Source organism: Streptomyces anatolicus (assembly GCF_019400875.1).
Classification (GTDB): Bacteria; Actinomycetota; Actinomycetes; order Streptomycetales; family Streptomycetaceae; genus Streptomyces; species Streptomyces anatolicus.
The window spans coordinates 1-13,607 of the sequence record NZ_WMBF01000159.1 but is presented as its reverse complement, the minus strand read 5'-3'; the positions used below and the strand labels follow the sequence as shown (position 1 = coordinate 13,607).

General features: G+C 65.3%; 14 protein-coding genes and 2 pseudogenes. 8 read left to right on the top strand and 8 right to left on the bottom strand.

The features are described from left to right. Positions 1-225: 225 nt before the first annotated feature. The 4 genes from GKQ77_RS16365 to GKQ77_RS16350 form a co-directional block, all read right to left on the bottom strand. Positions 226-528 (bottom strand): hypothetical protein, encoded by a 303-nt coding sequence (locus GKQ77_RS16365; RefSeq protein WP_219689509.1) that lies wholly within the window; start codon positions 526-528, stop codon positions 226-228. Between the two features lie 91 nt (positions 529-619). Next, a complete protein-coding gene (locus GKQ77_RS16360; protein WP_219689508.1) occupies positions 620-1,132 on the bottom strand; it encodes a nucleoside deaminase in 513 nt (170 codons plus the stop codon). A gap of 46 nt (positions 1,133-1,178) precedes the next feature. After that, positions 1,179-1,376 carry a DUF397 domain-containing protein gene (locus tag GKQ77_RS16355; RefSeq protein WP_219689507.1) on the bottom strand — a complete coding sequence of 66 codons (198 nt, stop codon included), beginning with the start codon at positions 1,374-1,376 and terminating at the stop codon, positions 1,179-1,181. After that, a complete protein-coding gene (locus GKQ77_RS16350) occupies positions 1,376-2,221 on the bottom strand; it encodes a helix-turn-helix domain-containing protein (RefSeq protein ID WP_219689506.1) in 846 nt (281 codons plus the stop codon). The genes GKQ77_RS16355 and GKQ77_RS16350 overlap by 1 nt, the downstream gene beginning before the upstream one ends. Positions 2,222-2,437: 216 nt before the next feature. On the opposite strand from GKQ77_RS16350, the gene GKQ77_RS16345 reads away from it, so the two are divergent. After that, complete coding sequence (locus GKQ77_RS16345) at positions 2,438-3,067, top strand: ATP-binding protein (protein ID WP_219689505.1); 630 nt, start codon at positions 2,438-2,440, stop codon at positions 3,065-3,067. Positions 3,068-3,100: 33 nt separating this feature from the next. Here GKQ77_RS16345 and GKQ77_RS16340 read toward each other — a convergent pair whose 3' ends face one another. Then, positions 3,101-3,796, bottom strand: a complete 696-nt coding sequence (locus GKQ77_RS16340) for a hypothetical protein (RefSeq protein WP_219689504.1) — start codon at positions 3,794-3,796, stop codon at positions 3,101-3,103. A 325-nt stretch (positions 3,797-4,121) separates the two neighbouring features. On the opposite strand from GKQ77_RS16340, the gene GKQ77_RS16335 reads away from it, so the two are divergent. The 4 genes and pseudogenes from GKQ77_RS16335 to GKQ77_RS34145 all read left to right on the top strand — a co-directional run. After that, positions 4,122-4,808, top strand: a complete 687-nt coding sequence (locus tag GKQ77_RS16335) for a KpnI family restriction enzyme N-terminal domain-containing protein (RefSeq protein ID WP_219689503.1) — start codon at positions 4,122-4,124, stop codon at positions 4,806-4,808. A 105-nt stretch (positions 4,809-4,913) separates the two neighbouring features. After that, the gene (locus tag GKQ77_RS16330; protein ID WP_219689502.1) at positions 4,914-6,329 is read left to right on the top strand and encodes a ParB N-terminal domain-containing protein; all 1,416 of its coding nucleotides are present in this window, start codon (positions 4,914-4,916) and stop codon (positions 6,327-6,329) included. Beyond that, the gene (locus GKQ77_RS16325; RefSeq protein WP_219689501.1) at positions 6,326-8,152 is read left to right on the top strand and encodes a DEAD/DEAH box helicase; all 1,827 of its coding nucleotides are present in this window, start codon (positions 6,326-6,328) and stop codon (positions 8,150-8,152) included. The genes GKQ77_RS16330 and GKQ77_RS16325 overlap by 4 nt, the downstream gene beginning before the upstream one ends. Next, positions 8,034-8,666, top strand: a pseudogene (locus tag GKQ77_RS34145) (protein NO VEIN domain-containing protein); the annotation flags it as partial. The gene GKQ77_RS16325 and the pseudogene GKQ77_RS34145, both read left to right, overlap by 119 nt. Positions 8,667-8,779: 113 nt before the next feature. Here the strand turns inward: GKQ77_RS34145 and GKQ77_RS16320 are convergent. Then, positions 8,780-9,877 (bottom strand): DNA cytosine methyltransferase, encoded by a 1,098-nt coding sequence (locus tag GKQ77_RS16320; protein ID WP_219689500.1) that lies wholly within the window; start codon positions 9,875-9,877, stop codon positions 8,780-8,782. 123 nt (positions 9,878-10,000) lie between these two features. On the opposite strand from GKQ77_RS16320, the pseudogene GKQ77_RS34280 reads away from it, so the two are divergent. The 3 genes and pseudogenes from GKQ77_RS34280 to GKQ77_RS16310 all read left to right on the top strand — a co-directional run. Then, a pseudogene (locus tag GKQ77_RS34280) lies at positions 10,001-10,231 on the top strand (KpnI family restriction enzyme N-terminal domain-containing protein); the annotation flags it as partial. Between the two features lie 267 nt (positions 10,232-10,498). After that, entirely contained in the window at positions 10,499-10,714 is a 216-nt protein-coding gene (locus GKQ77_RS33390; RefSeq protein ID WP_258021414.1) for a hypothetical protein, read from the top strand. Positions 10,715-10,807: 93 nt separating this feature from the next. Then, positions 10,808-12,055 (top strand): DNA cytosine methyltransferase, encoded by a 1,248-nt coding sequence (locus GKQ77_RS16310; RefSeq protein ID WP_219689499.1) that lies wholly within the window; start codon positions 10,808-10,810, stop codon positions 12,053-12,055. Here the strand turns inward: GKQ77_RS16310 and GKQ77_RS16305 are convergent. Both GKQ77_RS16305 and GKQ77_RS16300 read right to left on the bottom strand, forming a co-directional pair. Further along, entirely contained in the window at positions 11,966-12,445 is a 480-nt protein-coding gene (locus GKQ77_RS16305) for a very short patch repair endonuclease (protein ID WP_372459896.1), read from the bottom strand. The genes GKQ77_RS16310 and GKQ77_RS16305 overlap by 90 nt on opposite strands. A gap of 40 nt (positions 12,446-12,485) precedes the next feature. Continuing rightward, complete coding sequence (locus tag GKQ77_RS16300) at positions 12,486-13,529, bottom strand: SEC-C domain-containing protein (protein WP_219689497.1); 1,044 nt, start codon at positions 13,527-13,529, stop codon at positions 12,486-12,488. Positions 13,530-13,607: the final 78 nt, after the last annotated feature.

The window sequence follows — 13,607 nt, the reverse complement described above, 5'->3', positions numbered from 1 at the left end:
GGCGTGGGCGACGCGGTCATGGCGGGCGGCTCCTTCCGCTGTTCCCACGTCGCCGGCCCGCGGCTCGCGCGGCCTTGGCGACGGCTCTCTCAACGCTGAGAGAACTCCTCCAGAGTGCCCAGCAAACGCCGCCTCACGCGCGCTGGACCCGCCGGATGATCACAGGACACGCCAAAAGAGCGCGGGGCACTCGAACGTCCGATCTCCGCGAACCCAAACCCCAGCTCACCCCTGCCGATCAGCAACCAGATACGAGACGCCTCCTACAACCCCCGCGACCCCGAGGACGGAGGGCCAGGCACCGACCTTCTTGGCCAACGGATGCGACCCGGCGAACCCGGCGAGGTAAACGGCACTGAGCGCGGCGGCGGCCTTCCCCCTGGCGACCTGCTGCCACTGCCGAGCGGCGACACCCCCGGCAGCGGCGAGCACCACGCCGCCCAGGGGCCGCTTCTTGGTGAACCGAGCGACGCTGTACCCGCCGACCAGCCCGCCGGCCGCCACGACCGCTCCCGGAATCTTCGCCATGATGGCCCGCCTTTCGGTGGTACGTCCCTAATGTCTTTCTTCCTGGCCCGAGGCTAACGCGCGGCACCCGGAACCCGGGGAGCGGGATGCGTCAGAACTTCGGTTCCACGGGGCCGGGCTGCGCCGCCGCCCACGCGGCGAGAACATCCACGGCGGCCGAGCGCGGCGCACCGTCGACGGACACCTCGTCCACCAGCCGCCGCTCGGCGCCGGGCAACGCGACGTCGCGGTAGAACCGCAGGTCCTCGTGTCCGTTGGCGGCGGCGTCGTGCGTGGTGGCGCCGTAGACGACCCGCGGAATCCCGGCCCAGTAACAGGCGACGAGACACATGGGGCAGGGTTCACTGCTCGCGTAAAGCACCCCGTCGCCAAAGGAGTACCGCCCGAGCCGCCGCCCCGCGTCCCGCAGAGCCATGACTTCGGCATGCGCGGTGGGATCATTCAACTCGACGACGGAGTTCACTCCGTCCCCCACCACTTCCCCACCCACGACGAGAACGGCCCCGAAGGGTTTCTTGCCGCCGTCTTCCAGCGCGCGGCGGGAGTTGGCGATGGCGTGGTTGAGGAACTTGCGGTCCTGGTCGTTCTCGGGGGCGTAGGGCAAGGGTCTTCTCTTCTCATACGTATCACGGCACATCGGGCATGTGGAGTCAGATGGCGGCGGCCACGATGAACTGGTCCCAGGCTACGGAGGAGATCAGGAGGCAGGGGCCATCGGGTTGCTTGGAGTCACGTATGAGGACGCCGTGCGAGATGAACGCCGCCTCCACGCACTCGGTGGTGTTGCCGCCGCTGTAGGACGACTTGAACCACGGGAGGACCGAGGGGGGCAGACACTCAACAGGCATTACAGCTCCTCGCGGACGCGCTGAATCATGGATGAAGAAGCTTCCATGTCCAACGCTTGTGCGCGGAGATAGTCGAACGCAAGTCGGTAGCGCTCCAGTTCCTCGTCCTTCTCCAGGAAAAGCGAGCCAGTGTGGAGGTCGACGTACACGACGTCCAGCGCTGGTTCGGTGCCGCCGATGATCACAAAACTTCCGAGCGCCGCGGAGTGAGCCCCCTTAGAGAAAGGCAGGACCTGGAGTGTGATGCCGGGTGACTCGTTCGCTTCGAGAAGGCGGTCGAGTTGTTCCTTCATGGCCGAGGGGGAGCCCACGACGCGACGGATGACCGACTCGTCGAGGATGGCCCACAGCCGAGGGGGCTTCGCGCGGTTCAGGACCTCCTGCCGCTTCATACGGATGTCTACGAGCCGCTCGATCTCCGCTGGGGCGAGCCGCATTTCGTTGGCGTGCTGGACCGCGGTGCTGTAGGCGCGTGTCTGGAGCAGTCCCGGCACGTAGACGCACGAGAAGTGGTCCTCACGTACTGCTTCGTCCTCGAGCGTGAGCAGGAGGTTCATGCTCTCGGGGATAGAGTCAGTGAACGATCTCCACCATCCCTGCTGCCTGGCATCCTTCGCGAGAGCTACGACAGCGCGGCGTTCGGCATCGCTCGCCGAGTACTCGCGGCAAAGAGCATCGACCACGAGCCACTTGACGGGGCCGGCCTGGGTCTCATACCGGCTGACCGTTGCCTTGGACACCCCAACGAGGGTGCCAGCTTCCTCAAGGGTCAGGCCCTTGCGGGCCCGCAGCTTTCGCATCATGGCGCCTAGCTGGCGGCGGCGTGTGGTGGTTCGTAGTGACATCAAGCTCCTCCCGGGAGGCCGGGCACCCGGCCCTGAGGCGCCGCAAGCAGGCTATGTGGGCGACGAGTTGGTGTTCTAGCGGATTCACTCGAACGATGCCCGTGAGAAGTTACACAGCGAGACTTCTCTGTGCCATGCTCGCTCCAGTTCACTACGCGGTGTAGCCGTACAGATACGGCAGGCGCAGCGCTGCGTGGCCCGGGAGGGAGTCTCTCCATGCCCTTGTACGAAGCGGGTGCAAGGCGCCTGCGTTGCGTCTTGCCGTTTGAAGCGGCGCCGACGGAAGTGCATCAGCTCCGTAAGGCGGTGAAGGGCAAGTTGGAGCAATGGGGTGCTCGAAGCGTCACCGACGAGGCCGGCCTGGTAGCAACCGAACTGGCGACGAACGTCATCAAGCACGTGGGTGAAGGTGCGCCGGCGACCTTGATCCTCGAAGCGAGTGGTGACCGCCTCCGGATGGAGGTGCACGACAAGAGCCGTATGATGCCGGCCCTGAGTGACGTGTGCGGGGAAGCGGAATGCGGGCGGGGCCTCCACTTGCTGGTCTCCCTGTGCGAGGAGTGGGGCACCCTGCTCACAGCGACAGGAAAGGCTGTGTGGTGCGAGCTCTCTATTGAGCCGGCCCGCCACTGCGTGCGGGTACGGCGTGCCGCGCTGGTGCTTGAGGAGTATCGGCGAGTGGCCGACGCGAGTTATGCCGTGTCGCCGACTTTCGCAGTTCTCGAGGAGGCAGCCACGGACGTGATCGCCGACCTGCTTCATTGGCTGCTGGCGCAGGGAGGGGACCCGGAGCAGACGCTTGACCGGGCGCAGATGCACTTCGAGGAGGAGGCCGGCGCGGCGTAGGTAGTAGACGCCTGTTGTGCCGGCACGGGCAGCTCACGGGTTTGTAGCAGTGCGGATGGCCCCCAATATGGTCTGGGCGTCGGTGACTTGTCCCTCTTCAAGCAGGGTCACAGCGATGTCGATGGGCAGCTGGATGTCGTCGCGGTCGGCAGCGGCATGGAGCATCGCCTCAATCCCCTCTTCCGCTCCAGCGGTCCGGAACGAGGCGATCGCCCGTGGAAACTCCTGGGCGTCCAGGTTGATGCCCAGCATCCAAGCGATGAATTGCGCATGCCGGAACCGGCCCGCAGCCACGTGGCGGAGATAGTCGGCGATTTCGGCGGAGTGCTTGGCTGGAGCAAGGTGCCGGTCCCCCGTTTGCCGGGGGACCGGCACCTTCGCCGGTACCGGCAAGCGTGCGGCTTTTCTGCGGGCGTGCAGCAGGCGCCTTTTACGACCGCGTAACCAGGCCTCGGAAGCCGGCCGCCGCAGCAGGGAAGCAAGGACCTGTGCGGCGGCGTCGGGATCGGTTCTCTCGACCGTGGCAGCCGTTCGAAGGGCGAGGAGGTGCGGCAGTGAGTGCGGCAACCTCAGGTCGCGTGTCCGTGCTTCCTCATCCAGAACTTTGTAGATGCGCTCAAGCGGCCCTGGCTCCTCCGGCACGCGCTCACCCTTGTAGCAAGAGATGCTGGACAGGCCTACGCCCGCCTTGTTCGCGATCACCTTGTGGGGCACGGCCACGGTCTCCACGACCTCACTGAAGGCAGCGAAGAACGCCTCCCTGATTCGCGGTACCGGGTCGCCGTGTTGGGTGATTCTGCGTACGGGTCGTCTGGTCATGCCAGCCCTTCGCCACCGATGCTCGAAGTTCGTGTAGACCTTCCATACTGCTCGGCCTGCGGCCGGGTTGAATAGGGATTTCGTTGATTGCGGCAGTGCAACATCTTGCAGTGCTGCAACTCGTCGTCTGGGCTGGATTTTTCCGTTAGCCCTGGGTCAGGGTTCTAGTGCTGGCTGAAGCCGAATCGCTCGGGGCTTCGGTAGAACGCAGGAGACCTGACGAAAGGGGTACGAGGTGGACATGCCGTCGTGGAGGGACCCGAAGCTCGGCACCATGAAGCGTGCCGGCTTGTGGTTGGTGACCGTGGTGGGTGAAGGGAACGTCTTCACCAAGGAGGACGTGAAGGCGGCTTTCCCCGGGGTCAGTCAGGCCGACCGGCGGGTGCGGGACCTGCGTGACCACGGCTGGCTGATCAGTACGAACAGGGAGGACGCCTCTCTCGGCCAGCACGAGCAGCGTTTCGTGAAGCAGGGTGAGCCGGTGTGGCAGCCCGGTAAGGGCACACGCCCTGGCACCTCGATCACTCAGACCCGACGACGTGAAGTGCTCGCACAGGACGGCCACTTCTGCAGGGCGTGCGGCATCGCCCCGGGTGAGCTTTATGCCGGCGGCCAGGAGGCGGCTCAGATCGACATCGCCCGCCGGGTGGTGCGGCAGCCCGACGGTACCGAGAAGACGGAGCTCGTAGCCGAGTGCAACCGGTGCCGGGTGGGCGGGCGCGGTGCGGTGACGGCGGACCTCGGGGAAATGTTGAAGCGTGCCGAGGGCCTCAGCGGCCTGGATCGCAGGATGCTTTCGTCCTGGATGGAGCGCGATCAGCGGGAGTTCAGTGCGGCGGAGTCGTTCTGGGCCGACTACCGGGCACTCCCCGAAGAGTCAAGGGCGAAGGTCCGCCACGCCCTGAAGCCGCCGTCTGAGTAGGGCAGCGCAATCCTTTCGGCGCCCCCTGGCGGCCGAAACGCCTTCCCCTCGGGCGGATAGTTCTCGGGCAAAGTTAACAACCTTGACGCCTCTTAGGAGAATCTGGTGAGCAAGAATTTCGGCCGACCGCCGCTGGCGGAAGAGAATAGGGTGCTGGTCGAACAGCGGCTGAAGGAAATCGAGGGCGGAAACGGGGTCAAGGAGACACTCACCGTCGAGTGGCGTACCCAGCCGCTGTTCGTCGAGGTTATCGACATGCCGGTGGATTCGCTCTACTACAACCCAGGTACGCACCGCGTCCGCGCCCAGCGGAGCCACGATCCCGAGCAGGACAAGCTGCTTGACGCAGAACCCTGGGCACCGAAGAGCCAGGATTACCTGCACTACCTGTTGCAGATGCTGCCGGCGGACCCGTCCAAGAGGGACCCCGACTTCGACGAGCTGATGGAGAGCCTCCGCGTCTACCGGCAGAACGAGCCTGGGCTCATCACACGAGACGGCATTCTGGTCAACGGAAACACCCGTCGCGCGGCCCTCAAGAAACTGGGCGTCGCGAACATCCGGGTCGGTGTGCTGCCAGAGTCGTGCACATGGGACGACATCAATGCGGTTGAGCTGTCCCTCCAGCTCCGGCCAGACCAGCGGCGCGACTACTCGTACATTAACCGGCTGCTGGCCATGGAAGAGCAGCACCTCATGGGTCGTACGCTGGCTGACGTGGCGCGGGAGTTCCGGATCCGTGCCAGCACATGTGAGCAGGATCTGTGGATCCTCACATGCCTCCGCGATCTGATCGAACGGTCCAAGGACGGCGGTGCGAAGCTGCGGCTGCTGGATTTCGAGCAGCATCAGGAGAAGCTTCGCGAGCTCTACCGCCGCTACGTCAAGGAATCCGCGGTGAGCAAGGACAGTGCGGAGGTTCTCAAGGAGACGAGGCTCGCGGCCATCGTTCTGGGGTTCTCCAAGACCGACGTACGGCTGATCGAACCTGACTTCAGGGACCGCTACCTGGACAAAAAGCTGCCGGACACGATGAAGACCGAGAGCGAGGCTCCCGCCGCAGTAACGATTCCGGGGCTTAACCGCACTATGAAATCGGCCGCGCCCAAGGTCGCCCAGGCCAAGGCCCTGACGGACACGATCCTGAAGGCCAAGGCAGTAGAGACCGCGGAGGACGGGCTGCTCACCGAGCGAAGCAAGACAGCCACCGAGACATTCGGTGCCGCTCGCGAGGCAGTCGAGAAGGCTCTGGATCCAGCAGGCAAGGATGCCCGGGTCCGCAAGCGTAAGCAGGCGGCACAGGACCGCATTACCGATGCCTGCCAGGACATCGAGCAGTGCATCACCGACCTCACGCTGGCCAGGGCGTCTGGGAGCCTCGACGAAGAGGCATTCGACGAGGCGGTCCTCTCCCTCCGTGAGACTCTGACCAAACTCGCGGTAGCGACCCACCGCAGCATCAAGGCGCCGGGCGACGGTGTCTCGTGGCTCCGCGAATCGGTCAGGCAGGAGCGCGCGTGACCGCGCCCGCGGAACCGTCACTGCGTATCGCTTCCGATGTCACCCGCACGCGTGCCGTTCTCCGCGCCGCGCAGGGGCGTGAAGGTGACTTCGCCAAACTGGCGGCACGTTTCCCCGCTGCCGGTCAGCGCTCTCTGCTGTCAGTCGAGGTCGACCTCGATGACTTCCTTACGGGACTTGAGGCGCTGACTGTTTGGCCTTCGCCGGACGTTGAATGGGAAGAGGAGCTAGCCGCCCTCGTCGGAAGCGTCCTTGACGATGCCGAGCGAGCCGAGCAATGGCTTGAGCACCCTGACGCGGTGCCCGCCGTCACACCAGACACAGTCCTGGACCAGCTCGGTCCTGAGTGGAGCGCCGATCTCACCGATTTTCAGCGGCGAGATATCGCACGCCTCCTGTCGCTACAGCATGGTGCGAACTTCTCGGTTCCGGGCGCTGGCAAGACCCGAGTCGGACTCGCGGTATTCGCCGCGATGCGGGAACGGGGAGATGTGGGAAGGCTGCTCGTGGTGAGCCCCAAGTCTGCCTACGAGTCCTGGACTTTTGAAAGCGCGGCGTGTTTCAAGGAGCCGCTCGCTGCCCGGGTTATGGAGCGCATGCCTGGTCCGGGGACGGACGTCCTCATCGTGAATTACGAAAGACTCGACCGTTCCCTGGCTGCACTTGCGACCTGGCTCCGCGGCGCCCCGTCGATGATTATCCTTGACGAGGCGCATCGTATGAAGCTCGGGGCACGGGGCATCTACGGCAGCGCCTGCATGGCACTTGGGCCATTGGCCCGTCGGCGTCTCATCCTTACTGGGACACCAGCCCCCAACGGGGCACGCGACCTAGAGAACCTTCTGTCCTTCGTCTGGCCCGGGCATGGTCGCCGAGTCGTGACCAACGCTGTGTCCGGTGGCGACCTCGCCCACGCGAGTACGGTGCTGCGGCCGCTCTTTACGCGGACCACTAAGAACGAACTCGGTCTCCCTCCGTTCGAGACACGCATCCGCTATGTCGCCCTCCCACCTCTGCACCGAGAGGTATACGACGCGCTCGTCGGCCGCTACACCGCCCGGGCCGAGGCCGGACGAGAAGACTTCGACGCTCTGGGCAAGGCCATGCTGCGTCTGCTCATGGCGGCGACCAGTCCTGCCCTGCTCATGGAGGGGGAGAGCAGGTACGCGCCGCTCGACTACCGGGTCCCGCCCTTGGAGGTGCCGCAGACGGACTCCCTGTACTCCCTGCTCAAGCAGTTGCCGGACTATGAGTTCTCCCCGAAATACAAGGAAGCACTGAGTATCGTCGCGGAGAATGCCGCTCTGGGACGGAAGACGCTGGTATGGACGACCTTCGTGCGGAGCATCACCACCATGGAGCGACTCTTCTCCGCCTACCAGCCAGCCGTGGTGCATGGAGGGACGCCTGATCGCGAGGAGCAGCTCAAGCGGTTCAGGGAAGACCCTGACTGTCATGTGCTTCTCTCTAACCCCGCGACCCTGGGCGAGGGCATCAGCCTTCACCACGTCTGCCATGACGCCGTGTATGTTGACCGCGACTTTATGGCGGGCCGATTTCTTCAGAGCCTAGACCGCATTCATCGACTCGGACTTGCACCCGGAACGGAGACGCGGGTCACGGCACTAGCGGTTGAGGGGACGATCGACGAGGTGGTCGCCTTGCGGCTGAAGGAGAAGCTCGAGTTCATGGGAAGAATTCTGGATGATCCATCCGTTCAGCAGCTCGCGGACCTTCAGGAGGAACCCTCGCTCGCAGCAGGGATGGACATGGCCGATGTCCGCGCTCTCCTGCGGCACATCGATTCTCATGTCGTTAGGTGAAGGGACGCGACGAGCGGCGCTCCGCTGGCTGGAGCTGCTTCGTATCGCGGACGTACCCCGATCCAGGGCTCTGTTCACGCACCATCCGGGCTACGCGGACCTGACGCCAGCGCAGTACGCGGAAGGGCTCGCGTGGCTACGCGGGAGAGGGCTTTTGGACAACTGCGATCAGCCTGTCGTGCTGGTTCAGGGAAGTGAAAACTGCGACAGCACTGCCCCGTTGACTATTTCAAGGGCCAAGTGGAATGAGGAGGCCGCATCCGCTCGACGTGCTGTCGGCATGGCGGGTGAGGCGGCAGTGCTGGAAATGCTCGCTATGGGCGGAGCTCGTCGGATCGTGCATGTGGCAGCTGTCTCTGACTCCTTCGGGTTTGATATCGACGTGGAATCGAGCGAGGGTGACACGGCGCATCTCGAGGTGAAGGCCACGACTGACCCCACCCGGTTAGTTGTTCACTTGTCGCGACACGAGTACGAAGTGATGCGTGGAGACGGTGACTGGATTTGCGCCGCGGTGCTTGTGGGCGGACAGGGCGAGGCTCTGAATCTAGTCACGGTCGACAGGAACTGGCTCTGCCAGGCGGCGCCCAGGGACCAGGACCGCAGGGGCTCTTGGGAGTCTGCTCGCTATTCGGTGCCTGGACACGCGCTGGTTCCTGGCCTAGTGACGGGTGGCGGTAGGTGGATCATCCCGGAATCGGTATCCCCCCTTTTGCCGCTGTGGGGAGTATCGATGTCCCGGAGAGAGGTGTCCGCTTCATCCAGCGCTTCTGCGATAGCGCGGCCGACCGCTCGTGCCACGGGTGGTGGAAACGCGTTGCCTACTTGTCGGCAGACGGATGTCTTTCCTCCTGTGAATGCCCAGTCCGGTGGAAAGCCCTGCAGCAGGGCGAGTTGGGGCGCTGTCAATCTCACCGGTAGCTGATCGTGAGGCGCTGGCGGCTCGTCGGCGACGCTAGAGCCATTCACCCCGATCTCCGCCCAGGCCTCTCTGGCCCGGGAAGGCCCCAGATCGGGGCCCCCATGCTTCCGCGAGCCACCACACAGGGTTGGCGCGATCCGCTGGGCTTGAGAGGCCCAGACGTCCGCGAGCTTCCAGCCCCTGGATGCCATTGACTCGCGCAGAACGTCGCCTACATGGACCGTCTCCGTAACGAGCGTGAGCCCGGTAGGCCAGTGGAAGTTAGTGAAGGCCTGTCTCTCCAGGCCCACTAGGACCGCGCGCGGCCTCAACTGAGGAACGCCGAAGTCGCGGGCGTAGAGAAGGCGCCATTCCGCGGTGTAGCCAAGGTTAGAGAGGGCGCGGATGATGTTAGCCCGGTAGGCCGAGAACTTCTCTTGGAGCAATCCTCTGACGTTCTCGAGGAGGATCGCCCTCGGTTGGACGGACGGGATGAGGGCGAGTACCGCAGGGATCAGATCGCGCTCGTCACGCTGCCCCAGCTGTCGGCCGGCGATCGAGAACGGCGGGCATGGAACGCCGGCCGCCAGGAGGCAGGGGCGAGCCGACGTCGCGATACGCCAGCATTCGACCGACCGGATATCTGCTTGCACGACATTCCAGTCCGGGCGGTTCTGCCGCAGCGTGAGACAGGAGTCGTGGTCCAAGTCCACGAGCGCCTGGTGGGCGAAGCCGGCCTGCTCGAGACCGAGAGCCTGGCCACCGGCGCCAGAGCACAGTTCGACACAGGTGCGGTAACTGGCCGTGACAGATTCGTAAAGCACAGCTGGTCCTCATCGGCGTGGGGTTCGGGACGAGAGCAGCTTGCCGCTACTTGCCGCGGCAAGTAGCGGCAAGCTACGGTTTCCATCCGATGGAGGCATGTATGGAATGTCTGAGCGATTGGCGTGCGAGTGGTTGAATCAGGGTTGAGCTGGCGGAATGAAGGGCTCGGTACGCGGATCCGGGTCGCGTTGTGGCTTCGGGATGAGATCGGCGAGGGTGGAGTCTTCTCCAGGGCCAGGCTCCGCGCGGCGATTCAAGGGGCGGAGCAGGTGGACCGCCGCATGCGCGATCTGCGGCCCGCGGGATGGGTGATCAGGACCAACCGTGATCGGCCGAGCCTGCAGCCTGACCAGCTGTACCTAGAGGTGATCGGGCGCCCTGTCTGGGAGCCCGAGCACAGGGCGGCAGGTCTTCGGCAGATCAGTTCCAAGACCCGGCGGCTGGTGTTTGAGCGGGACGGCCACGCCTGCCGCCGATGCGGGCATGCGGCAGGGGAGCCGTACGCGGATGATTCGAGCGCACACGTACGGCTCACAGTCGGTCACGTAAATCCGCACAGGTCCGGCAGTGCGGCCGAGGCTGAGGATCTGATTACGGAGTGCGCGCGTTGCAACGAGACCGTGAGGCACCTCACGGGGGTGCAGATGACCAAGGAGCAGGTCTGGGACCGGGTGACGGAGTTGCGCAGGCGCGATAAGCAGGAGTTGCTCAGCTGGATGAAGGCCGACGGGCGTGCCATGTCCCAGCTGGAAAGGGTCTGGGCGATGTACCGGCAGCTTCCGGCGGTCATGAGGGAGGAGCTCCAGAGCGACTTGGACCGTCTCTTGGGAAGCTGACGCCTCTGTGAGGTAATCGGCCGGTCCTGTGCCTCCTGGTCCGGAGGGATGCGACACTTGCGTGTCTGCAATTCGCCGTACCAGGAGGAGCCGATGGGGACCGCCCACCGCAAGCTGACCTCGATCGAGATCTGCGCGGGGGCCGGCGGCCAAGCTGTTGGGCTTCACCAGGCTGGCTTCCGGCATCTCGCGCTGGTGGAGATCGACAAGCATGCTGCCGAGACGCTGAGGAAGAACATCGCGGCACGTCCGTCGTGGGCCTGGGAGAAGGATCACTGCCTGATTCGTGAGGCAGACGTCACGAAGTTCGAGCCACTCAAGGAAGTTCCTGACCCCGAGAGTCACGGAGTGAAGCCGGGATCTGGTCGGCAGAAGCAGATGCTCCGCCCGCGGCAGCTTGATCTTCTTGCGGGTGGCGTGCCCTGCCCCCCCTTCTCGGCGGCGGGGCTTCAGCTGGGCCGGGACGATGAGCGCGACCTTTTCCCTCGCATGCTGGAGCTTGTTGAGCAGTTGCAGCCTCGTGCGGTGATGATCGAAAATGTCCGGGGGCTGGTGGAGCCAGAACGCAAGTTCCGCTACTACCGCAACTACATCAAGAACCGACTGCGCAAGGCCGACTACGTCATCTGCGGCTGGCGCGTTCTGCACGCACAGGATTATGGAGTGCCTCAGCTCCGGCCCCGTGCCATCCTGGTGGCAATCCGCAAGGATGAGTATCGCGGCTTTGACTGGCCAGTTCCTCAGAAAAAGCTGCGCCGTGTAGTCGACGCGCTGGGCCCCAGCATGGAAAGACGGCTGGGAGTGGGTAGCGAACGTTTCATTAAGTGGCACGATGACGCGAGTCGCGGCACTGTCGCGCCGACGCTGGTGGGCGGGTCCAAAAAGCACGGCGGAGCGGACCTTGGCCCGACCCGGGCGAAGCGGGCCTGGGCAGCTCTGGGCATCGATGGCATGGGTGTAGCCAATGACGAAGAGAGCATGGCCGACCCCGACAGGGACCTCGGTAACCTGACCAGGGGCCCTAAGCTCACGGTCCAGCAGGCTGCCATCATCCAGGGCTTCCCCGATGATGAGCACCCTGAGGGGCCGTGGGAGTTCAGCGGGGGCAAGACGGCACGCTACCGTCAGGTTGGCAATGCGTTTCCGCCTCCGGTCGCCGCGGCGGTGGGCGAGGCCATCCATGAGGCGCTGTCCCGTAGGGGCCCGGTACTCGAGGACCCAAGCCCTGCCTTTGAGCCGGAGGACGATCCCTCACTGGTCGCCGCTGAGGTCCCCGTGCAGCAGAGCCTGCCGACGCTCGAGGACGACGCGGAGGACGCTGCCAGCGCACTCCTCCGGTGATTCGTGTTCCCAGAAGCGGAGAACTGTCCATCCGGCGGCTGACAGCTGCTCATCGGTATCGCGGTCACGCTTTATGTTGCGGACGACTTTCTCTGACCAGTAGCCCGAATTCGTCTTGGGCGGAACGTAGTGCTCAGGGCACCCGTGCCAGTAACAGCCGTCAATGAAGACCGCGACTTTCGTAGGCCGGAATACGATGTCGGCTGTCCGCCGGAGGCCCGGAAGGGGCTTCGCGGCGACGCGGTACCGCAGCCCCTGGGCATGCAGCAGGCGCCGGAGCAGCCATTCAGGCTTGGTATCTCTGCTCCGGATCGCCTGCATATTGCGCCGCCGAGCGGCCGACGAGGCCCATGATCCCACTGGAGGGGTCCACTCTTCGCTCTCGGGCACGGCGTCGCTTTCCTTCGGCGCTATAGAACTGCGGACGGCATCAGGTGGTGCTTCCACCACCATGGCACGCCCCATAAGCCGCCCCAGATCCGCACCAGCACTTCCCATCCCGCTCAGGGGGCCAAGCCACCGCTCGGCCCCGGGCCGCCAGTGTCGTCGCGTATTGGGGGAGTAGGTTCGGGTCCTCCGGGGACGCGGATTCTGAGGCTGCGAAGGCTTCGTAGGACGGGACCGTGCCTGTGACGATGCCCAGGTTGGGGGTGCCTGAGGTGGCCAGTTCGCGGAGTGAGGACTCTATTGTCGCCAAGTGCTCCTCGTGGGAGGGGTATTCGGCGGCGAGGGGCGGGTACGCCGTCAGGAGTTCCGTCAGTTCCGGGGCCGGCCAATGGAGGATCGCTACCGGGAAGGGGCGCGACAGGGCCTGCCTGTACGAGCCCAACTCCGCCTGGATTCGGGCGATCTCCGCGCGGAGTTCCGCGGGGTTCTCCGAGCCCAGGGACCAGACGCGCTTCGGGTCGTGGAGTTCGTCCAGGGGGACGGGGGCCGTGGAGATGCGGTCCGCCAGGGTGTCCCACGCGTCGTGGTCCGCGCCCAGCAGGCGGCGTACGCGGTGGCGGCCGAAGAGGAGGGGGTGCGTCGCGTATGCGGGGTCTGCTGTCTCCGGGGGGAGCAGGAGGGTTGCCGCCTCGGTGAATGTGGCGTGGGCCTGTTCCAGTTCGTCGTGGGACTCCAGGGACTCCGCCACGATCACCCACGGCGCCGGGTCCCTGGGGGCCGCCGCGCGGACTCCCTCGATGATCGCCCTTGCCTCCGCCTCGTGGCCGTACTCCCAGAGGTTCGATGCCTTCAGCGCGCGGATGAGGAGGGGGGAGGCCGGGGGGTGCTCGGCGTTCGCGGAGAGCAGGCGGTCGTAGAGCGCCGTCGCGCGCTCGCGGGCGCCGGCCAGTTCGAGGTGGGCGGCGGCTTGGAGGAGCAGCGGCTCGGCGTCCTCCGGGTACAGGCCGGCCGTGCGCTCCAGGCGTGCGGCTTCGGCGATGTGGTCGGCGTCGGCGTGGTCGGCGGCGGCAGGCTTGTCGGGGCGCATACGGGACACCGTACTGCCGAGCGGGTCTCTTGCAGGAGGGCCCGGTTTGTTACGGGTCCACCCCGGGCCGGTCAGGTG

Coding starts and splice junctions, on each gene's coding strand:
- GKQ77_RS16355 (WP_219689507.1), bottom strand. CDS start 1,376: ATGCCTGTTGAGTGTCTGCCCCCCTCGGTCCTCCCGTGGTTCAAGTCG.
- GKQ77_RS16345 (WP_219689505.1), top strand. CDS start 2,438: ATGCCCTTGTACGAAGCGGGTGCAAGGCGCCTGCGTTGCGTCTTGCCG.
- GKQ77_RS16350 (WP_219689506.1), bottom strand. CDS start 2,221: ATGTCACTACGAACCACCACACGCCGCCGCCAGCTAGGCGCCATGATG.
- GKQ77_RS16365 (WP_219689509.1), bottom strand. CDS start 528: ATGGCGAAGATTCCGGGAGCGGTCGTGGCGGCCGGCGGGCTGGTCGGC.
- GKQ77_RS16310 (WP_219689499.1), top strand. CDS start 10,808: ATGGGGACCGCCCACCGCAAGCTGACCTCGATCGAGATCTGCGCGGGG.
- GKQ77_RS16300 (WP_219689497.1), bottom strand. CDS start 13,529: ATGCGCCCCGACAAGCCTGCCGCCGCCGACCACGCCGACGCCGACCAC.